This window comes from Neorhizobium sp. NCHU2750 (genome assembly GCF_003597675.1).
In the GTDB taxonomy this organism is placed as follows: domain Bacteria; phylum Pseudomonadota; class Alphaproteobacteria; order Rhizobiales; family Rhizobiaceae; genus Neorhizobium.
Map to the genome: position 1 here is coordinate 493,713 of NZ_CP030828.1, position 19,703 is coordinate 513,415.

The window sequence follows — 19,703 nt, forward strand, 5'->3', positions numbered from 1 at the left end:
TGTTGCATCCCTCGGAATACGGGTCCCGTGCTTGGTTCCCGCCGGCACAAGTGAGCTGCCTCTTCAGCTTGGAAGTGTTCACGGACGCGTGATTAATAAGTTGACTTTTTTTCTCCTGTTTTGCTAATGGCTCTGAGCGACTCCCTTCGGGGAAACGCCGTTGGGTTGAACCCGGGCTGCAAAAAAAGGGATAAGAGATGGCGTTTGGCGGGCGAGGTGTCCTGAATTTCAGGGTGAAATTGTTGATTGCCGGAACTGCCTTGGCAACGGCGACAGTGGTGAGTTCGGGCCAGGCCCAACAGGCAACGGGTAACAGCAGCGCTGCGCAATTGCAGCCAATCATTTTGGAGGGTGGTTCAGCGGGGCCTGTAGGGCCGGACAAGACAATCGTCGCCAAAGACACGGCCACCGGCACCAAGACCGATAGCCCGATCGTCGATATCTCCGCATCGGTTTCCGTCGTAACCGAGAAAGAGCTGGAGGAGCGTAAGGTTGACAACCTGCAACAGGCGGTTGCCTACACATCCAGCGTGTTCACCGACGAATTCGGCAATGATGATCGATATGACTATATCCGAATCCGCGGGTTCGACCAGACGACGCTCGGGACCTATCGCGATGGTCTTGCTGCCCGTATTCCAGCTTTCTTTACGGCGAGCCGGCTGGAGCCCTACGGGTTACAGCGCGTGGAAGTATTAAAGGGATCGACGTCGACATTGTTCGGTCTCAACGGTCCCGGTGGTCTGGTGAATGCCATTACAAAACGGCCGCAAGATGAGAAGTTCGGCGAAGTCTACACGTCCTATGGTGACGGCACCAAGGAGGTCGGTGTGGATTTCGGCGGTCCTATCGACCCCGATGGTGTCTGGACCTACCGGTTTACGGGTCTCGGCAAAAACGGAGATCTCGGCTGGGACTATTCCAATGACGATCGCATCTATATCGCTCCAGCGCTGACCATCAAGCCAGATGAAGGCACGTCGTTGACCATCCTGACCGACTTCTACAAGCGTGACGGAACGGGTGCCCGCGGCTTTCCAACCGGTGCGGACGTCGATATCAACACCTTCATCGGCGAACCGGATTTCAACCGCTTCAATACCAAGCAGACGGATATCGGTTATCAGTTCGAGCACGAGTTGAATGACAACCTGACCTTTCGCCAAAATGCGCGTTACTCCCATGTCAGCCTTGATTACGCTGAGGTTTATGGGGCGTCGCTCGACCCGGATGATCCGCGCACCGCGTTTACCGTCGATGGGAGATCTAACCGCTATGCGATCGACAACCAGCTCCAATACGATACCGATTGGCACGGCGGAGCGAGCAAGACGCTGTTTGGTATCGACTATGCCAACGATAATACGCGTGAGCGGATATTCTGGGATCCGGCTGCCGGCGGGATCGACATTCATGATCCCGTATACTGCGGTGCATCCTGCATAAATCTGGTGCCCTATCAAAATTGGCGAGTGAGACAGCAGGCACTGGGCATTTACGCGCAGGAAGAGCTGACGCTTGACGATCGCTGGATTTTTACGCTTGGCGGGCGTTGGGATCACGTGAATACCAAGGCGGACTATTACCTGGACGGGACGCAGGATGACAACACGGCGTCGGCTTTCACAAAACGCGTCGGTGTTACATACAAGTTCACCCCGAACCTGGCGGCCTATGCAAATTACTCTGAGAGCTTTCAGCCGATCGTCACACCGACCGGAAACGGATATGCGCTCACCGGAACCTTGAAGCCGCAGGAAGGTGAGCAATATGAAATCGGGCTCAAATATCGGCCTGATGGTTTCGACGGGCTTTTCACTCTGGCCTTCTTTGACCTGACACAGACAAATGTGCCGAGCTGGATCAGTGACCTGGAGCAACGGCAGATTGGCAAGGTCGGTGTCCGTGGCGTGGAGTTCGAGGGGAAAGCGGCGATTGCGGACAATCTAAATCTGACGCTCGCCTATTCCTATTGGGATGCTGAAATCAAGGAAGACGGGACGGACAATGTCGGCAACAGGCCATCGCGCGTGCCGCGCCATCTTGCCTCTGCATGGCTCGACTATACCATTCCCGGCGACGGGTGGCGTGGCGATCTGAACTTTGGGGGTGGCGTACGCTATATCGGCCAGACATATGGCGACGACGAAAATACCGTTTCGAACGGGGGCTACGCCACTTTCGATGCTGCGATCAAATACAAGGTGACGAAGGACGTGAGCCTGGCGCTCAATGCGACCAATCTGTTCGATCGCAAATACGTCGCGACGTCCTACTATGGGACGGAATATTATGGCGATCGGCGCAAAGTCGTCGGAACACTCAAATATTCGTGGTGAGCTTGAGTGGGCGCGCCTATAGCGTCTAGGATCACGCATTCAGCGAAGGCGTTCAGCCGGTGGCGTTGGCCGTCAGCATGAGCCGTTGGCGCAAATGACGAATGGGGCATCGATGGTGAATTTCCGTCATCGGTGCCGATTTGGTTATCTAGTACTAGGAATATGATGTGGCCAGGTTTCAGATTCCGCAGGATGCGTCGAAGCAGACGGAAGCCTTCGCTGTCGATCGTGTCAGCCTGTCGATAGATGGTAGCAAGATCCTCTCGGACGTCAGCCTTGACTTCCCGGCGGGAGAAGTGGTGGCGCTGGTTGGCCACAATGGCTCGGGCAAGTCGAGCCTGATCAAGATGCTGGCACGGCAGATCGTGCCGAGCCAGGGAACGATTGCCTATGGCGAAACGGATCTGATGCGCTTCGATGACAGGTCTTTCGCACGCTCGGTTGCTTATCTGCCGCAGGACCTGACCACCGGATCGGAGATGACCATCCGCGAACTCGTCAGTTGCGGACGTTATCCTTGGCATGGCGCGCTCGGCCGCTTCTCGGAGACCGACCGCAAGAAGGTCGAGGATGCGATCGACGCCACCCATATGTCGGCCTTTGCCGACCGGGTGCTGGGAACTTTATCCGGCGGCGAGCGGCAACGCGCCTGGATCGCGATGCTGATTGCGCAGGATGCACGCTGCCTGCTGCTCGACGAACCCACGGCGGCTCTCGACATCGCCCATCAGATCGAGGTCCTGTCGCTGGTGCGCAGGCTGGCGCATGATGGCAGCAGGAGTGTCATCATCGTTCTGCACGATATCAACATGGCGGCCCGGTTCTGCGACCGGATCCATGCGCTCAAAGGCGGTCGCGTCGTTGCCAGCGGCACACCAGAAGACATTCTTGTGCCTGATACTCTGCAGGCCATATACGGGATTGAAATGAATGTGATTTCAGCGCCGAATACGGCGCACCCGCTCGCCTATGCCTACTAAAGCCATGCCCTTGACAATAGTATCTCGTCGTACCCTTCTCCAGGCTGGCATGGCCGCCATGCTCGCGCCCGCGCCGTCCTTTGCCCAGCAGGGGCCGCTCCGGATCGTCAGCCTCGACTATGGGCTTGCCTCGACGCTGCTTTCGCTCGGCATTACCCCCGTCGGCATTTCCGACGGCGCTGATTGGGACAAATGGGTGGTCGAGCCGGCCATGCCGAAATCTGTCGTCGACATAGGCAGTTCCTACGAGGTCAATTTCGAGATTCTTCTGGAGCTCAAGCCGGATATCATCCTGACGACACCTTATCTCGACGACATGCTGCCGAAGCTTCAATCCGTTGCCAAGGTGCTGCGCCTGGAGATCTTCACGCCTGACTCAGGGCCGGTCCTCTCGTCCGCCATTGCCGCCACGCGCAAGCTTGCGGCCGAACTCGGGCGGGAGACGGAAGGCGAAGAGTTCCTTGCCCGATCGGATGCCTTCTTCGATGATTGCCACCGCCGGCTTGTCGGCAGGCAGGTGCCACCGGTTGCCCTTGTGAGCTTCATGGATGCCCGACACGCACGGATCTATTCGGCGCCGGGCCTGTTTGACAATGCTCTGCAACGTATCGGCGTCAGGAATGCCTGGACGCAGCAATCGAATTACTGGGGTTTCGAGACGATCGGCATCGAGGAATTGTCAAGGATCGCCGATCCCGACGCACGCCTGATCGCCTTCGAGCCGGTGCCACCCGATGTCATGCCAAAACTCGCCGACAGTCCGCTCTGGCGCGAACTTCCCTTCGCCAAGCCTGGACATCTTTCCATTCTGCCGCCGGCCCTGATGTTCGGCATGGTGAACGAGGCGATGCGCTTTGCAGGCCTCGTGACAGACCTTCTGGAACAACAGGCATGACGCTTCATCCCCGCGATAACATGGGACCGGCACTCGTTGTCCTTATGCTGCTTGGTGCCGGATGCGTGGCCTCCTGGCTGCTTGCCACACCCGCAATTTTTTCGTCGCACGAGCCCCACTACGGCGTCGAGCGCATGCTGCTCTACTATTCAACCTTGCCGCGCCTTGCGACAGCGCTGATCGCCGGAGCGGCGCTGGCGCTCTCGGGAGCGCTGTTCCAGCAGGTCCTCCGCAACCCGCTGGCCGATCCGACGACGCTTGGTGTATCGGCCGGGGCAAACCTCGCTCTCGTGGTGGCGTCCCTGTTCCTGCCCGACCTGTTGGGGGCGGGGCGGGATATCGTTGCCCTGTTCGGCAGCGCGATTGCGGCTGCAATCGTCGTCGGCCTGGGCGCTCGCCGTGGCTTCTCGCCCTATTCGCTGGTCCTTTCGGGCCTTGTCCTCAGCCTGTGGTGCGGCGGTCTGTCCGCCATCCTCACCTATCTGAACGAACGGTATCTCGCGAGCCTGTTCATCTGGGGCGCAGGCTCCCTGGCACAGCAGAGCTGGGTCATCCCGCTGTCGCTTTCATGGAAGTTGGCTGCCGTCGCAATCATCTGCTCTCTGGTGATCCGCCCCCTTTCACTGCTCGATCTCGGAGACAGCAGTTCTTCGGCGCTCGGCGTGCGCATCGCGCGATTGCGTGTCGTCGTTATCGCCTGCGCCGTCATGCTGGCGGCCTTCGTCACCAGTGCCGTCGGGGTCATCGGCTTCATAGGGCTCGTTGCGCCCACGCTCGCCCGGCTTGCAGGGGCACGACGCCCGGTACAACTGATCTTCTGGTCGCCACTGATCGGCGCCGGACTGCTCTTTCTTGCCGATTCCGTCCTGCAACTCGTCGCAGGCGGTCTTGGCGACTTTCTGCCAACTGGGGCCGTCACCGCGATTTTCGGTTCGCCGCTGCTTCTGGCGCTCCTGCCTAGGCTGAAGGTCCGTCACCGTATCCAGCAGATGCCGGTAGGAAGGCGACTTCGCCGCTGGAACGGCACTGCGGTGCTCCTTGCTGTCACCTGCGCCTTTGTCCTGTTGCTGGCGATTGCCGTCCTTCTCGGGCGCGGAGCGGACGGCAGCTGGACTTTGCTCTCCGGAGATCTGTGGCGTGATATTCTCGCCATCCGGGCGCCGAAAATATTCGCGGCTCTGGCATCGGGCGCGATGCTCGCCGTTGCCGGCTCCATTCTCCAGAGATTAACGGGTAACGAAATGGCAAGCCCGGAGGTGCTGGGCATCAGCGCCGGCTCAACGTTTGGCGTGGCGATTGCGCTCTTTGCCGTCGCTCCCGGCTTTTCGGGCCAGTTTGCCTTTGCAGTGATTGGCGCTGTCAGCGTCTTGGCCGTCATCCTCCTGACCTCCCGTCGCTCCGGCTTTGCGCCTGAACGGGTATTGCTGGCCGGCATCGCGCTGAGCGCGATGGTCGATGCGGTCGTCGGCGTACTGAGTTCGACCGGAGACCCTCGGGCTGCCTTGCTGATGCGATGGATGAGCGGCTCGACCTATCTTGTCGACGGTTCGATGGCCGCGGCCGAGATGATCATCGCCTGCATCCTGATTGCCGCGGCGCTGACGGCGAGGCGCTGGCTGGACATTCTGCCGCTCGGGCCGGCGCCGGCTGCGGCTGTCGGTTTGTCGCTTGCCAGATCGAGGCTGGCACTTTTCGGCTTGGCCGGTCTGATGACGGCGGCTGCAACCCTGACTGTCGGGCCACTTTCATTCGTCGGACTGATGGGACCGCACCTGGCGCGCGAAGCGGGCCTCACCCGGGCTTTGCCGCAGACGATCGGCGCAGCCTTGATCGGTGGCAGCCTGATGGTGGCTGCGGATTTCATCGGACGCACGCTCGTCTCGCCCTACCAGATACCGGCCGGGCTCGTTTCCGCCCTGATCGGGGCACCGTTTCTGATGCTGATGATGAGAAGAAAAGCCTAATACTGCGCTTGGGCTAAGGCCGAATATCTTTCCGATCCTTGTGATCGGCTTTGGAAACGGGATGGCGTTCGCTGCAATCCCGTTTCCGTTTGGCGAAGGATGGCTGAAAACCACCTCGAGCTTCAACGGGTCTCAGGCACTTGCTGCGAGAGCCGGGCTGAAACGGATGAGGCTCAGGATTTCGAACAACATCTGCGCACCGGCATGTGCGGTATTGGTCGTTGCATCGTATTGAGGCGCCACTTCCACCACGTCGCCGCCGACGAAATTGATGCCCTTCAATCCATGCAGGATGTCGAGTGCCTGCCGGCTCGTCAGGCCGCCGATCTCCGGTGTCCCTGTTCCGGGTGCGAAGGCAGGATCGAGGCTGTCGACATCGAAGGAAAGATAGGTCGGTCCGTCGCCGACGACCTCGCGGGCCTTGGCGATTACCGCCTCGATGCCCATCTTGCCGATCTCCTCGGCATGGATGACGGTCATGCCGCTCTCATAGGAAAATTCCCAGAGATATTCGGCCGCGCCGCGGATACCGATCTGGATCACGCGGGTCGGATCGAGCACGCCGTCGAGCACTGCATTGCGGAAGGGGCCGCCATGGTGGAACTTGGTCAGGTCGTAGGCACCACCGGTATCGCAATGGGCATCGATATGGATCATTCCGACGGGGCGATCGCGACCGACAGCCCTGAGGATCGGATGCGTGATCGAATGGTCGCCGCCGACCGAAAGCGGAATGACATTGGCATCCACCACCTTCTGCAAATGTGCCTCGATATCCTCGTGGCTCATTTCGAGGCGGTAGCGGCTGCGAAACGGCACGTCGCCGATATCCGCCACCTTGATTTCGAAAAGGGGCGCCGTCTTCAGCACGTGGTTATAGGGGCCGACGCGTTCGATGGATCTTAGCGCCCTCGGCCCGAAACGCGAGCCCGGACGGTTCGTCACGCCGAGATCCATCGGCACGCCGATCAGCGCCACGTCGAGATCGCTGAGATCGGGGGCCGCCGGATCGACCTGGCGATAGGTGGCGTCGAGAAGGGTAGGGATCCCGCTATAGGGGGCAGCGCGAGTGCCGCCGGATGAAAAGATGCGGTCTGCCACGGCCCGGAATTCCGGGTCATGAATGCTGCCGCCATGCCCCTCGCCATATCGTTCGCGCAGGCGCTTGAGCGTTTCTTCGTCGATAGCCATGCCGGATTCCTCCGCTGTTGTTGTCTTGGTTGTTATTTCGATGCCGCTTCGAGGGCTTCGTAGTGATCGGTGATCTCGGCACCGGTCGCGATCCAGACGTCGCCCTTGTCGATCACATGCTTAAGGAAGTCGCGCAGAATATGCCACCGCATCGGCCTGCCCGAAACCTGGGGATGCAGGACAAGCGTGGTGACGCCGCCCCATGCGTGGGTGGCCTCGAACTCGTCGATCCAGAGCGGCAGAATGCTCTCGCGGCCAAATAGCGGGCGCGAGCTGGTGCGGCTGGACATGCCGAAATTCCAGTCGTCGAAAGCAAAGTTGACGGGAATTTCGACCGGGCCGGTCAGTCCTTCCGGACCCGCATGCCGGTAGGGCAGGATGTCATCGCGGAACGAGCTCGAATAACGGATTCCGGACTTCTTCAGATAGGCGAGAAGTTCAGGGAAATTCTCGCCCGAGGGCGCGCGATAGCCGACAGGGCGGACACCGAGGGCCGATTGCAGCGCTTCGAAGCCGCGGTCAATTTCCTCGAAGGCTTCATCGAGCTTGGTGCGGTCGGGAAGCTTGTGGAGATATCCGTGGTGGCCGATTTCGTGGCCTGCCTTGAGCATCGCCTCACACTGGGCAGGATGGGCAAGCGCTGTCCAGCCGGGGGTGAAGAATGTGCCCTTCAACCCGAGTTCGTCCATCAATTCGAGGATCTTGGCAATGCCGACGCGCGCGTCGTACCCACCGTGGGATGTCGTTACCATGCGGTCGACATTGGACGGGTTGTTGCCGATCCATGCGGTTTCCGCATCGACGTCGAAGCCGATGAACAACGCGCTCCTGGCGCCGTTCGGCCAGATCATCTTCGGCGTTTCGGGGGCAGGGTTCAGCGGGCGGGGAGAAAGGTCGAACGTCATGTCTGGAACTCTCATCGGAATGTGGGAATGCTGTCGGCATTGCCGGTCATCAGAGCTTCTATCTCGGCGCAGTCGGTAATCTCTTCCAGATTGCCAAGCGCCTGCCACAAGCCATCGACCTTATCCGCCGGCAGGCTCATTGCAACAAGTTCGCGGAACTTTGCTTCGACGGCTACTGCCGGCATCGGACGCTCCGCCGAGCCTGTGGCACGGGGCACCATGCGCTCGAATGTCATGCCGTCGCTGAAGGTCAGCGTCACCACCGGCTCGGCCATGGCATCCATCGTCTCGTCAACGGCCACGCCGATCCTGTCCATCATTGCATGGACATCCGGGCTGCTTCGGCGGTCCTCGGTATAGGCCTGAAGGCCTGCCGTCCCGAACGCACAGCGGGCGGCAAGCGCATAGGGCAGGCTCATCTGCGTCGGCGCCATGGCTGCGCCGACCTTGGCGCCACACATGTCCTTCAGCATCGCGCTCATGCGCAGATCGATATGCTCTATCTCGGAAGCCGTGCGGCCGGTCTCGGCCAGCAGATCTTCAAGCGCATCGACCGCCGAATGGGCGCCGCGGCAGGACGCATAGGGCTTGAGCACGGCGCGGTTGACCTTCCAGATCTCGCCCAGCCCTTCGGCGAGCAGTTCCGGCTGGCAGGCCGACTTGTTATAGGATTTGAAAAATCCGCCCCAGACATCTTCGAAGACCCGGGAAGGTCCGGCAAAACCTTTTGCGGCAAGCAGGGCCGCAAGCAGGCCGCCCTCGGCAGCGCGGCCCGCATGCAGCTTCTTGGCCTGCGATCCGTCATGAATGAAGGCCCAGAGACCCGAGGAAAAACTTGTGGCAAGCGTGATGGCGTCGCGCGTGGCCGATGCATCCAGTCCGAACAATCGGGCACAGGCCGCCGCTGCCGCCATGGTCCCGCATGTGCCGGTAGAGTGCCAGCCGAGACTGTTATGGGCATCGTAGCCGCCGGTCGCTTCCAGAATGCGCCGACCGACATCATAGCCGGCAACCACGGCGGTGATCATGCGCTTGCCGTCAACCGGTTCGCCGATTTCATGCAGGGCGGAAAACAGCGCCGGCATCACGACCGCGCCGGAATGGTCGCAACCACCGGAATCGTCGAGTTCGAATGCATGGGCTGCGCAGCCGTTGAGGAGTGCGGCGTCGCGGGTCGAAGCGGAAAGACCGGTTCCCCAGAGCGGCACCAGGCCCTGCGGGCGCAGAGCCTTTACCGAGATTGCAAATTCGTTCGATCGGGCTCCGGCTACTGCAGCACCAAGCGTATCGGCAATGTGGGTCTTGGTCTTGGCGACGACGCTTGCGGGAAGGGCATCGTATTCGAGAGTGGAGACGAAGCGGGCCAGCCGGTCGACCGGCGTGTCGGCGAGGGGACGGTTCATGGAATACTCGGGGATGCCTGGGAATGCTCGGCGACAGCGGCGCATTCGCTATCGGAATGCGCAATGGATGTTCGGCCGCGACTGCCGCGGCCGAACTTTTTACGAGTCTTACTTTACGGCTTCGCCGTTGATGTAGATGCCGTCGAGCATGGCGCCTTCGAGGCCGTTCTTGGTATAGATCGCCTTGTATTCACCCGATGCCATCAGGGCCTTGAGTGCGCCGACATAAGCGTCACGCAGTGCCGGATCCTTCTTGGAGAAGGCAATGCCCTGGTAGACGGCGGTGAAGGGCTCGCCGATGATGGCATAGGTGCCCTTTTCCAGGTTGGTCATGTAGGGAAGGGTTTCCGAACCCTGCACGGCGCCGTCAACTCGGCCCTGCTTCAACTGCGCACGGGCATCGGCCGAACCTTCGGTGCCGACAACCTTGACGGCTGGAAGGCCCTTGGCTTCGCAGTTGGCCGCGCTCCACTTCGCCGTTTCGTCCGGGAAGGAGGTGCGGCGGCTCATGCCGACAGTCTTGCCGCAGAAATCGGTCGGAACCTTGATCTTGTCACTGTTCGAAGCCAGCGTGTAGAACTGCGCACCGGACTTCATGTAGTCGAGGAAGTCGAGCGTTTCGCGGCGCTTCGGCAGATCGCTCATGCCGCTGTGGATGAGATCGACGCGGCCGGTTTCAAGCGACGAAACCATCTGTTCGAAGCCGATGTCGGCCCATTCCACCGTCGTGCCGAGCTGCTTGGCGAGCGCCAGGCCGAGATCGATATCGACGCCCATCAGAGTGTTGGTGGCCGGGTCCTTGTATTCCATCGGCGGATAGTTGGGCTGGTTGGCGACGACAACCTTGCCGGCGGACTTGATGCGGTCCGGCAGGCCGTCCGCATGCGCGGCTGTCGACGCAAGCACTGCGGCGAGAGCGATGAAAACTGTCTTCATGTGTATTCCCCTTGTTAAGAACCTATCTGGTTTGAAGTCTGTTCGTTCTTGCCGGCCCGCTATCCCATCGGGCCGATTGCCTAGCTGTGAACCGCCTTGATGAACTCAGCCGTGCGCGGGCTTTTCGGCGTGGTCAGCACCTCGGATGCCGGGCCGATCTCGACCATCTTCCCAGCCTCCATGAAAGCCACGGTGTTGGCGACGTTGCGGGCAAAACCGAGTTCGTGGGTGACGACGATCATGGTCATGCCGCTCGCGGCGAGATCCTTCATCACGTCGAGCACTTCGGAAACGAGTTCCGGGTCCAGTGCCGAGGTCGGCTCGTCGAACAGGATCAGTTCCGGCCGCATGCACATGGCGCGGGCGATCGCCACACGCTGCTGCTGACCGCCGGAAAGCTGCGAGGGATAATGGCCGGTCTTGTCGCCCAACCCGACGCGCGCGAGAAGCTCTTCGGCACGCTTGCGCACCTCCGCCACGGGTTCGCGGAGAACCTGCACGGGGCCTTCCATGACGTTTTCCAGCGCCGTCTTGTGCGGAAAAAGATTGAAGCGCTGGAACACCATGCCGACACGGCGGCGCTGGCGGGCCATATCCGCATCGCTGATCTCATAGAGATTGTTGCCTTCGCGGCGATAGCCGACCAGTTCGTCATTGACCCAGATGGCACCTGAATTCATCTTCTCGAGCTGGTTGATGCAGCGCAGGAAGGTGCTCTTGCCGGAACCCGACGGTCCGATGATGCAGCAGACTTCGCCCTTGGAAATTTCCAGGTTGACCTTGTCGAGGGCGGTGAAGGGGCCGTAGAGCTTGGTGACGTCGACTGCTTTTACAACGATATTCTTGGTCATCTCTCACCTCACATCGACGCGCTGACGGACTTGCTGCCACGTCCGAAATAGCGCTCGATATAGTATTGGCCGATCGACAGGAGCGTCACGACGACGAGGTACCAGAAGCAGGCGACCAGAAGCAGTTCGAGCACGCGGGTATTGGCGAAGTAGATGATCTGGGCGTTATGGAGTATTTCCGAATACTGGATGACGCTGGCAAGCGAGGTGAGCTTGACCATGCCGATCACTTCGTTGCCGATCGGCGGCACCATGACGCGCATGGCCTGCGGCAGCACGATCCGGCGCAACATCTGCAACTGCTTCATGCCGATCGCGCGGGCTGCCTCGTACTGGCCGCTATCGACGGACAGGAGGCCGCTGCGCACGACTTCCGATGTATAGGCGCCCTGCGAAATGCCGAGACCGAGCATCGCCGCAACGAACGGCGTCATGATGTCGACGGTGCGGAACTCGAACAGGCCAGGAATGCCCATTTTCGGGAAGATCAGGGCGAGGTTGAACCAGATCATCAATTGCAGAAGCGCCGGTGCACCACGGAAGATCCACACGTAACCCACCGCAATATAGGACAGGACCGGATTGCCGGAGACCCGCATGATGGCAATGACGACGCCGAGTACGATGCCGAGCACCATTGCCGCGACCGTCATGATCAACGTGCTTTCCAGTCCGTCGAGAATGGCCGGGGCGAAAATAAATGTGCCGACGTAGTTCCACTCGATCTGGCCGACGCTGAAGGCTCGGATGATCGCGGCAAGGATGACAAGCACGATCGCCGCGGCGATCATCCGTCCGACATGCCGTTTGGGCACGAGTTTCAGATGAGCGATCTCGTATTTCTGGTCCACTGCGGTCGCTGGCGTTTCGGCTTTGCTCATCGGGCACTCCGCGTCTGTGGCGATGCTGCCGTCGAAGCTGCGGCAAGCAGATCGTCGGCTGCAAAGACAGCCTTGGCGTCGAGTGCTGTTGTAAACCGTTCGATCTGCTCGCGCACCCGTAGAGGTGAGGTCGAGCCGTAGCCGGTGCGGCTGGCGAGCGCGCCGTCAATCGTGATCGCCTTCAGAACGCCGGGCTTCAGGCGGGCGTCGATATTGGGCAGGTCGCTCTCGGTCAGGCCAGCCAGATCATGCCCACGTTCTTCGCAATAGCGCACTACGGCGCCGGTAATCTCATGCGCCTGGGCGAAGGGGACGCCTTCCGAAACCAGCCAGTCGGCGACTTCCGTTGCGAGCGTGAAGCCCTTGGGGGCCTCATCACGCAGTTTGGCAACGTCGAATTCCAGTGTGTCGACCATTCCGGCAAACGCTGGGAGGATGAGCTCCAGTACGTCGATGCTTTCAAACAGCGCGCGTTTGTCCTCGGCGAGGTCGCGGTTATAGGCAAGCGGCATGGCTTTCATCGTCGCCAAGAACCCGGCGACGTTGCCGATCAGGGTGCCGCTCATGCCGCGTGTCAATTCGGCAATGTCCGGGTTCTTCTTCTGCGGCATGATTGAGGAGCCGGTCGAGTAGCTGTCATGCAGTTTGGCCCAGCTGAACTGCTTGGATGCCCATATGCAGATCTCTTCCGCCAGACGCGACAGGCTGACCGTCACCAGCGAGCAGATGAACAGGAATTCGGCGACATGATCGCGCGCCGAGACGGCATCGATGGAGTTTTCGCACGCGGCGGAATAGCCCAGCTCCAGTGCGGAAAGATCCGGACGACATGCGATGCCGGAACCGGCGAGAGCGGCGGCGCCGAGCGGCGAGCGGTCGAAGCGACGGTCGAAATCCTCGAAACGCTCCAGATCGCGCAGCAGGCTCTGTGCGTGTGCCATCAGATGATGGCCGAGGACGATGGGCTGAGCAGGCTGAAGATGGGTGAAGCCCGGCATCACCGTCTCCACATGCTTGGTCGCCTGGGAAACCAGCGCCTTCTCGACATCGATGACGCCGCGAGAGAGTTCCCTTGCCATGCGGCGCAGATAGAGGCGGGTATTGTTGGCAGTCTGGTCGTTGCGCGAACGGCCGGCTCGCAGCTTGCCGCCAAGCGCGCCGAGCCGCTGCATCAGCAGGCGCTCGATGAAGGTATGAATGTCTTCGTCAGACGCAATCGGCTCTTCGCGCTTCTCGGCGATGTCGACTTCAATCTGGTCGAGTGCGCCACGGATCGTTGCAAATTCCGTGTCATCCAGCACGCCGGCGCGCTTGAGTTCGGACGCATGGGCTCGCGAACCTGCAAGGTCTTCGCGGAAGAGGCGGAAATAGGAAGGGTGGGCGCGAGAAAGGTTAGCAAGCGCTTCGGAAGGGCCGGACTTGAAACGTCCACCCCAGAGCTGGGTCGGCTCAGACATTATTCTTCCCCTGTCTGTCAAAAATTTAGGCAAAATTCCCACGTGCCTCCAATCGGGGCAAGCGAAGTTAATTCCTTCTGCCTATGACGAAAACGACTAGCCAGCTAGACGCAAGGCGCTTAGTCTGGAAGCGACTACTTTGGAGAGCGAGGCTTAAGTGTCGGGTCGCAAGCAATTTCCATCGATGACAGCGCTGCAGGTTCTTCTGGCCGTGGCGGAGCGAGGGTCGACGAGTGCGGCGGCCGAGCCGGTGGCGCTATCGCAGAGCGCCGTCAGCAAGCAATTGATCGGGCTTGAGGAACTGATCGGTGGCCCGGCATTCTATAGAACGCCGAACGGCATGGTGCCGACAGAGCTCGGATCAATCTACATCGAACACGCGCGCACCGCGATCAAGGCGATGGAAGACGCAGCGCTGAAGGTTGCGCGCCTCAAGCCCGGACCGCGCGTGCTTCGCCTGCAGGTACCGCCGATCTTCGGCGACCGCTGGCTGCTGCCCCGCTTCGTCCAATTCACCGAGGCGCATCCGGAGATCGAGGTGCAGTTTACGACATTCGTGTCCAAGACCCAGACGGAAGTCCCCGATGGCATGGTTCGCTTCGTCGTGGAGCCGGTGGCCGACGAAGAGGGGGAATATCTGTTCGGGCATGATATTCGCCTCGTCAGCGCTCCGTCCTACTGGGAGAAGCTGGGCGAGTCTCCTTCGATCGAAGCGGCATCAAGAGGGGTAATGCTGGAACATCCGCAGACCCCCTTTCATTGGCCGTTCCTGGCAAGCGCAAATGGCAGGCAAGGGCTCGAAGTGCGTCACACGATGCGCTTTGGCTATTATACGATGGTCATCCGCGCAGCACTCGCAGGCCAGGGCATGGCCCTGATCCCGCATGGATTGATCGTCGAGGATCTGGCGGCAGGGCGCCTCGTCAATCCGGGCGGGCTCGGCTATCGAAGCGATTACGGCTATTGGTTCACCCGGCCCCGCAACCTGCCGACCAGCCAGTCCATGCAGTTGTTTCAGCAATGGATCGATGCCGAGTCCAGAGCCGTTCGGGATTGAAACGCCGATGGTTGCCTGGAATGGGTGCCTGAAGTCCCCGAGGCCCAGCATTAAAAAATCGAGCGATAATTTGACTGGGATTGGGTGGCGAGTAAGATTAACTTATTGAATTCGCGTGAGTTAATTGACAATTTTCAGACCTATATCTTTCACATATACCCCTTTCGCTATTTCATATTTTTCCTCCTGTCCTCGGTTCGTTATGCAGAATTACGTTGCATACGACGGGAGGAAATATTCGTTGAAAACCGACGATTTTCAAAATGGCGCCATGTCTTCCGGTTCCGATACGAAGCTCGTGTTCGGTGGAAAGAGCGTCGTTGGAACATCGACCCTTCCAGTTTACGACAAGTTCAGCCGCCATGTCGTCCGACAGGTTCATCTGCCCTCTCCGGCGCAGGTGCGAGATGCCATAGATGCCCTGCAGGAGTCTTATGAAGACGATCTCCTGACGCCTTTCGAGCGAGGGGAAATCCTGTTCAAGGCTGCTGGCTTGATCGAGGAAAGGGCAGAGGAATTTGTCGAGGCGCTTCGGGTCGAGGCGGGTTTTCCTGTCTCCGATGCCCGCGGCGAGATCAGCCGCACCGTGGAGACGCTTCGGCTTTCCGCCGAGGAGGCCAGGCGGCTTGCGGGTGATATCGTGCCGGTCATGGGCGCACCCGGACAAAAGGGACGTTTCGGTTTCACGCTGCGCGTCCCACTTGGCATCGTTGCCGCGATCACACCCTTCAACGCGCCGCTCAATACGGTCGCTCACAAGGTCGGTCCGGCAATCGCGGCCGGAAACGCCGTCCTGCTCAAGCCATCGCTGCATACGCCGACGCCGTCGAATCTGCTGGCCGAGGTGCTGGTAAAAGCCGGGCTTCCGGGCCGCCGTATTGCGGTGCTGCATGGGGGTGGCGATCTCGTCAAGCTGATTGCCGAAGACCAGCGCATCCGCTTCTTCGCCTTCACCGGCTCAACCGAAGTCGGCGCGATCATCCAGCAATATGCCGGGTTGCGCCGCACGCAGATGGAACTCGGGTCGATCGCCTTCACCTATGTGGCCGACGATGCCGACATCGACAAGGCCCTGCCCAAGATCGTCAATGCGGCGTATCGCAAGGCGGGACAGGTCTGCACCTCGGTCCAGATGCTTCTCGTCCATCGGTCGCGTATGACCGAAGTTGAGAAGAAGCTTACGCCGCTCGTGTCCGCCATGGCTCATGGCGACCCGGCTGACCCGAAGACCCGGGTGGGGCCGGTGATCAGCCCCGAGGCGGCAGAACGTATCGAAGCCTGGGTCGAGCAGGCGGTGCGCGGGGGCGCCCGCAAGCTGGTGGGAGGAAAACGCCAGGGACCGCTCGTTCCGGCGACCCTGCTTGCCGACGTTCCTGAGGACAGCCCGGTCGGATGCAAGGAAGTGTTCGGACCGGTCATGTCGCTGGTTCCTGTCGCGTCGCTCGACGAGGCTCTGAAACGGATCAACGGAACGCCTTATGGCCTTGCCGCCGGCATTTTCACCAACCGGCTGGGCGATGCGATGCGTGCGGTCCGGCAGGCCGAGGTCGGCAATATCTTCATCAACGAGGCCTCCAGTGCCCGCGTCGACGTGATGCCCTATGGCGGCTCGAAGGACAGCGGGTTCGGCCGCGAGGGACCACGCTCGGCGATTGCCGAAATGACCGAAGAGCGAATGGTCAGCTTCACCACGGATTGAGCCGGATACGGCCCTAATAGCAAGGAATCGGAGGAAAATATGCCTGTCATGAAAGGCGCCACGGTGATCGCCGAAACGCTGGCAAACGAGAAGATCCCCTATGTTTTTGGCATTTGCGGCCATGGCAATGTTGGGTTTCTCGATGCGCTTTATGAGGTCAAGGACAAGGTCAAGCTGATCTCGCCGCGGCATGAGCAATGTGCCGGCCATATGGCCGACGGCTATTTTCGCGTAAAGCACAAGCCGGTCGCCACCTTGACCTCTACAGGTCCCGGAACGGCCAACATGGTGATGCCGCTGGTCACCGCGCTGTCAGACTCGTCCGCCTTCCTGGCGATCACGGCGAACGTGCCGACATCACAGCACAATCGCGGCCCCTTCCAGGAACTCTACCACCACAATCAGGCTGATTTTTCTTCCGTGCTCCGGCCGGTTGTCAAGCGCGCCTTCCAGCCGAGCCGTGTCGACATGCTGCCGCTGGCCTTGAGGCAGGCGATGAATACGATGACCGTCGGCCGTCCCGGCCCGGTCAATATCGACATTCCCTATAACGTCTTCCAGGAGGAGGCCGATGTCGAATTGCCGCCGCCATCGGGCATGGACAGGCCGCATCGCCCGGCAGCGAGCCCGGCAGACGTCAAGGCCGCCGCAGGTATGCTGGCAGCCGCCAGAAAGCCTGCGCTGTTCATAGGCCATGGCGCGACGCTCTCCGAAGCCGGGCCGGAACTGCTCGAACTCGTCGAGCGGCTGCAGATCCCGGTCATCACATCGCCGAACGGCATGGGTTGCATTCCAGCGACAAATCCGCTGGCACTTGGCTTCATTGGCCGTAACGGTGCCTATCCCGCCAATCAGGCCGGTCGTTTTGCCGACCTTATCCTCACCGTCGGCACGCGGTTCGACGATCGTTCCTCGTCGTCGTGGATCCCCGGCTATTCCTGGAATTTCCCGCATACCAAGCTCATCCATGTGGATATCGATCCGCAGGAACTCGGACGCAATTACCAGCCGGATCTCGGTATCATCGCCGACGGAAAGACCTTCGTCCGGCAGTTGCTCGACGCGCTTGTGGATTATCCCGAGGTGACCGATGCCACCTATGCGCCCTGGCGGGAAGACGTGATGGGCTGGGTGCGGGAATGGGAAGCCTTCGTGCAGCCCCGTTTCAGCGAGGAGACGGCGCCGCTGCGCCCGGAATTCGTCGTGTCGACGCTGCAGAAAATGCTGCCGGAAGAGACCATACTGACGCTTGATTCCGGCGTGCACCACAATTGGTTCATGCAGTTCTGGAAGGCTCGCAACCCGCAGAGCATGCTCAACAGCTGGGGTTACTCGTCGATGGGCTTCGGCGTCTGCTCCGTCCTCGGCGCTCAGCTTGCCGAGCCGGAACGGCCTTGCGTTTCCGTCTGCGGCGACGGCGGGTTCACCATGACGCCATACGTGCTTTGCACGGCGGTCGAATACGAGCTGCCATGCATCTGGATCGTCTGGAACAATTTTGCCTGGGGTGCGATCCGCGACATCCAGTATGGAATGTTCAATGGCCGAGAAATCGGTACCGCCTTCTACAAGGGCGATAACGGCGCGCCTTACAACCCGGATTTTGCAGCCTGGGCCCGCGCTTGCGGCGCCGATGGCTACACCGTCAAGCGGCCGGAGCAGCTGGCAGAAGCGGTGCAGCAGGCGCTTGCCAACAAGCGTCCCTGCCTGATCGACGTGCATGTCGATGCGGACGTGCGCCCGCCATCGACGGGTACCTGGCAGCTGCCGCCCATTCCGATCAAGGAGCCGATTTTCGGCAAACCACACAGAGTCTGATCAAGGTCCATTCGGCGTCACTTGGGAGCGGTGGCGCCGACATTCAAACAACCAGATGGAGGAGTGTCATGAAGAATAGCATAGGGACGGAATGGACAATTCGCCGGCGTGGCGTGATGGCGCTGGCCGCGGGAATGCTGCTGGCCGGCACGGTGACCGGCCACGCGCAGGATGGTCCGATCCGCATCGGTATCATTTCACCGAAACAGGGTCCGAGCGCATCGATCGGCCTCAACATGGCACGCGGCGCCGAGCTTGCGCTGTCAATGCACGACGGTGGCAAAGTCATGGGCAAGGCGGCGGAAACGGTCTGGCTCGACGAGGCAAGCCCGCAGGTCTCACAGCAGAACATGCAGCGCATGGCGGACGAATATAAGGCCGTTGGCGTCGTCGGCGGCAATTCGAGTGCTGCCGTGCTGGCCATGATGAGCGTGGCCCAGCGCACCAAGACGCCCCTTATTTCCGCCGGCTCCGCTGCGCGTGAAATCACCGGATCGAGCTGTAACCGCTATACCTTCCGCACTCAGGCTTCCGCGCCGGTCCAGCTGAAGGCGATCGCCAATGATATCGCGGGCAAGAAGGTCTATTTCCTCACGCCTTCCTACGCATTCGGTCAGGACGTATTGCGCTCCGGCCGCGAGATGCTCGCATCGGTCAAGGCAAAGGAAGTGGGCAATGATGAGGTGCCGGTCGGTACTGCCGATTACTCCTCATTCATCCTGAAGATCCGTCAGGCCCAGCCTGATGTCATCGTCGGTGCGCTCGTTGGCCTCGACCTGTCGAATTTCATGAAACAGTGGAACGAGCTTGGCATGAAGGGCACGATCCCGATCTTCGAGGTAGCGGTCAGCGATACCGACTTCTGGGATATCGGCCCGGCCGCTGCCACCGGCACGCATGTAAAGCCCTGGTATTACAACGATCCCAAGAATTCCGAGCCGGAGAAGGAATTCACCAAGGCGTATATTGCGAAGTTCAACCAGCCGCCGTCGGACAAGGCTTGGTCCGGCTGGACGGCAACGCGCGCGCTGATCGCGTCCATCGAAGCCGGCAAGTCGACCAAGCCGGAAGATGTCGTGACCAATCTGGAGAAGTGGAAGGAAACGCAATCGGCTGTTCCCTACGGGTTCCGGTCCTGGGACCACCAGCTTGTCCGGCCGATGGTGGTCGTCAAGGTGAAGGACAAGATCACCGACAAATGGGACTACATGGATGTCGTCCGCTGGTCGAACGACAACGAAGCCGACACCGAGAAGGCCTTCGGCACGAAGGAGGAAATCGGCTGCAACATGGGTTCGTTCTAGCGCTCCCGTCCATCCGATAGCTC

General features: G+C 60.4%; 15 protein-coding genes. 8 read left to right on the forward strand and 7 right to left on the reverse strand.

The window, feature by feature from the left end:
- Positions 1-197 precede the first annotated feature (197 nt).
- The 4 genes from NCHU2750_RS22955 (at position 198) to fhuB (ending at position 6,178) form a co-directional block, all read left to right on the forward strand.
- Positions 198-2,339 carry a TonB-dependent siderophore receptor gene (locus NCHU2750_RS22955; RefSeq protein WP_119944069.1) on the forward strand — a complete coding sequence of 714 codons (2,142 nt, stop codon included), beginning with the start codon at positions 198-200 and terminating at the stop codon, positions 2,337-2,339.
- A gap of 236 nt (positions 2,340-2,575) precedes the next feature.
- A complete protein-coding gene (locus NCHU2750_RS22960; protein ID WP_502703872.1) occupies positions 2,576-3,319 on the forward strand; it encodes an ABC transporter ATP-binding protein in 744 nt (247 codons plus the stop codon).
- A gap of 4 nt (positions 3,320-3,323) precedes the next feature.
- A complete protein-coding gene (locus NCHU2750_RS22965; RefSeq protein ID WP_119944070.1) occupies positions 3,324-4,214 on the forward strand; it encodes an iron-siderophore ABC transporter substrate-binding protein in 891 nt (296 codons plus the stop codon).
- Entirely contained in the window at positions 4,211-6,178 is a 1,968-nt protein-coding gene (gene fhuB, locus NCHU2750_RS22970; protein ID WP_119944071.1) for a Fe(3+)-hydroxamate ABC transporter permease FhuB, read from the forward strand. The genes NCHU2750_RS22965 and fhuB overlap by 4 nt, the downstream gene beginning before the upstream one ends.
- Before the next feature lie 132 nt (positions 6,179-6,310).
- On the opposite strand, the gene speB is transcribed toward fhuB, so the two are convergent.
- From speB to argH, 7 genes are all read right to left on the reverse strand, one after another.
- Positions 6,311-7,369, reverse strand: coding sequence for an agmatinase (speB, locus tag NCHU2750_RS22975; protein WP_119944072.1), 1,059 nt, complete (start codon positions 7,367-7,369; stop codon positions 6,311-6,313).
- 32 nt (positions 7,370-7,401) lie between these two features.
- Complete coding sequence (locus NCHU2750_RS22980) at positions 7,402-8,274, reverse strand: polysaccharide deacetylase family protein (RefSeq protein ID WP_119944073.1); 873 nt, start codon at positions 8,272-8,274, stop codon at positions 7,402-7,404.
- Positions 8,275-8,285: 11 nt separating this feature from the next.
- Positions 8,286-9,677 (reverse strand): MmgE/PrpD family protein, encoded by a 1,392-nt coding sequence (locus tag NCHU2750_RS22985; protein WP_119944074.1) that lies wholly within the window; start codon positions 9,675-9,677, stop codon positions 8,286-8,288.
- Between the two features lie 108 nt (positions 9,678-9,785).
- The gene (locus tag NCHU2750_RS22990; RefSeq protein WP_119944075.1) at positions 9,786-10,613 is read right to left on the reverse strand and encodes an ABC transporter substrate-binding protein; all 828 of its coding nucleotides are present in this window, start codon (positions 10,611-10,613) and stop codon (positions 9,786-9,788) included.
- An 80-nt stretch (positions 10,614-10,693) separates the two neighbouring features.
- Positions 10,694-11,464 carry an amino acid ABC transporter ATP-binding protein gene (locus NCHU2750_RS22995; protein WP_119944076.1) on the reverse strand — a complete coding sequence of 257 codons (771 nt, stop codon included), beginning with the start codon at positions 11,462-11,464 and terminating at the stop codon, positions 10,694-10,696.
- An 8-nt stretch (positions 11,465-11,472) separates the two neighbouring features.
- Positions 11,473-12,345 carry an amino acid ABC transporter permease gene (locus NCHU2750_RS23000; protein WP_119944077.1) on the reverse strand — a complete coding sequence of 291 codons (873 nt, stop codon included), beginning with the start codon at positions 12,343-12,345 and terminating at the stop codon, positions 11,473-11,475.
- Positions 12,342-13,802 carry an argininosuccinate lyase gene (gene argH, locus NCHU2750_RS23005; RefSeq protein ID WP_119944078.1) on the reverse strand — a complete coding sequence of 487 codons (1,461 nt, stop codon included), beginning with the start codon at positions 13,800-13,802 and terminating at the stop codon, positions 12,342-12,344. Before argH ends, NCHU2750_RS23000 begins: the two co-directional genes overlap by 4 nt.
- A gap of 184 nt (positions 13,803-13,986) precedes the next feature.
- On the opposite strand from argH, the gene NCHU2750_RS23010 reads away from it, so the two are divergent.
- The 4 genes from NCHU2750_RS23010 (at position 13,987) to NCHU2750_RS23025 (ending at position 19,680) form a co-directional block, all read left to right on the forward strand.
- Complete coding sequence (locus tag NCHU2750_RS23010) at positions 13,987-14,859, forward strand: LysR family transcriptional regulator (protein ID WP_205583915.1); 873 nt, start codon at positions 13,987-13,989, stop codon at positions 14,857-14,859.
- A 241-nt stretch (positions 14,860-15,100) separates the two neighbouring features.
- Positions 15,101-16,558 carry an aldehyde dehydrogenase family protein gene (locus NCHU2750_RS23015; RefSeq protein WP_245480452.1) on the forward strand — a complete coding sequence of 486 codons (1,458 nt, stop codon included), beginning with the start codon at positions 15,101-15,103 and terminating at the stop codon, positions 16,556-16,558.
- Positions 16,559-16,597: 39 nt separating this feature from the next.
- Positions 16,598-18,376: a thiamine pyrophosphate-binding protein gene (locus NCHU2750_RS23020; protein WP_119944080.1), complete on the forward strand. Its 1,779-nt coding sequence runs from the start codon at positions 16,598-16,600 to the stop codon at positions 18,374-18,376.
- Between the two features lie 68 nt (positions 18,377-18,444).
- Complete coding sequence (locus NCHU2750_RS23025) at positions 18,445-19,680, forward strand: ABC transporter substrate-binding protein (protein ID WP_245480453.1); 1,236 nt, start codon at positions 18,445-18,447, stop codon at positions 19,678-19,680.
- The last annotated feature ends 23 nt before the right edge of the window (positions 19,681-19,703 follow it).

Coding starts and splice junctions, on each gene's coding strand:
- NCHU2750_RS22955 (WP_119944069.1), top strand. CDS start 198: ATGGCGTTTGGCGGGCGAGGTGTCCTGAATTTCAGGGTGAAATTGTTG.
- NCHU2750_RS22965 (WP_119944070.1), top strand. CDS start 3,324: ATGCCCTTGACAATAGTATCTCGTCGTACCCTTCTCCAGGCTGGCATG.
- fhuB (WP_119944071.1), top strand. CDS start 4,211: ATGACGCTTCATCCCCGCGATAACATGGGACCGGCACTCGTTGTCCTT.
- speB (WP_119944072.1), bottom strand. CDS start 7,369: ATGGCTATCGACGAAGAAACGCTCAAGCGCCTGCGCGAACGATATGGC.
- NCHU2750_RS22980 (WP_119944073.1), bottom strand. CDS start 8,274: ATGACGTTCGACCTTTCTCCCCGCCCGCTGAACCCTGCCCCCGAAACG.
- NCHU2750_RS22985 (WP_119944074.1), bottom strand. CDS start 9,677: ATGAACCGTCCCCTCGCCGACACGCCGGTCGACCGGCTGGCCCGCTTC.
- NCHU2750_RS22990 (WP_119944075.1), bottom strand. CDS start 10,613: ATGAAGACAGTTTTCATCGCTCTCGCCGCAGTGCTTGCGTCGACAGCC.
- NCHU2750_RS22995 (WP_119944076.1), bottom strand. CDS start 11,464: ATGACCAAGAATATCGTTGTAAAAGCAGTCGACGTCACCAAGCTCTAC.
- NCHU2750_RS23000 (WP_119944077.1), bottom strand. CDS start 12,345: ATGAGCAAAGCCGAAACGCCAGCGACCGCAGTGGACCAGAAATACGAG.
- argH (WP_119944078.1), bottom strand. CDS start 13,802: ATGTCTGAGCCGACCCAGCTCTGGGGTGGACGTTTCAAGTCCGGCCCT.
- NCHU2750_RS23010 (WP_205583915.1), top strand. CDS start 13,987: ATGACAGCGCTGCAGGTTCTTCTGGCCGTGGCGGAGCGAGGGTCGACG.
- NCHU2750_RS23020 (WP_119944080.1), top strand. CDS start 16,598: ATGCCTGTCATGAAAGGCGCCACGGTGATCGCCGAAACGCTGGCAAAC.
- NCHU2750_RS23025 (WP_245480453.1), top strand. CDS start 18,445: ATGAAGAATAGCATAGGGACGGAATGGACAATTCGCCGGCGTGGCGTG.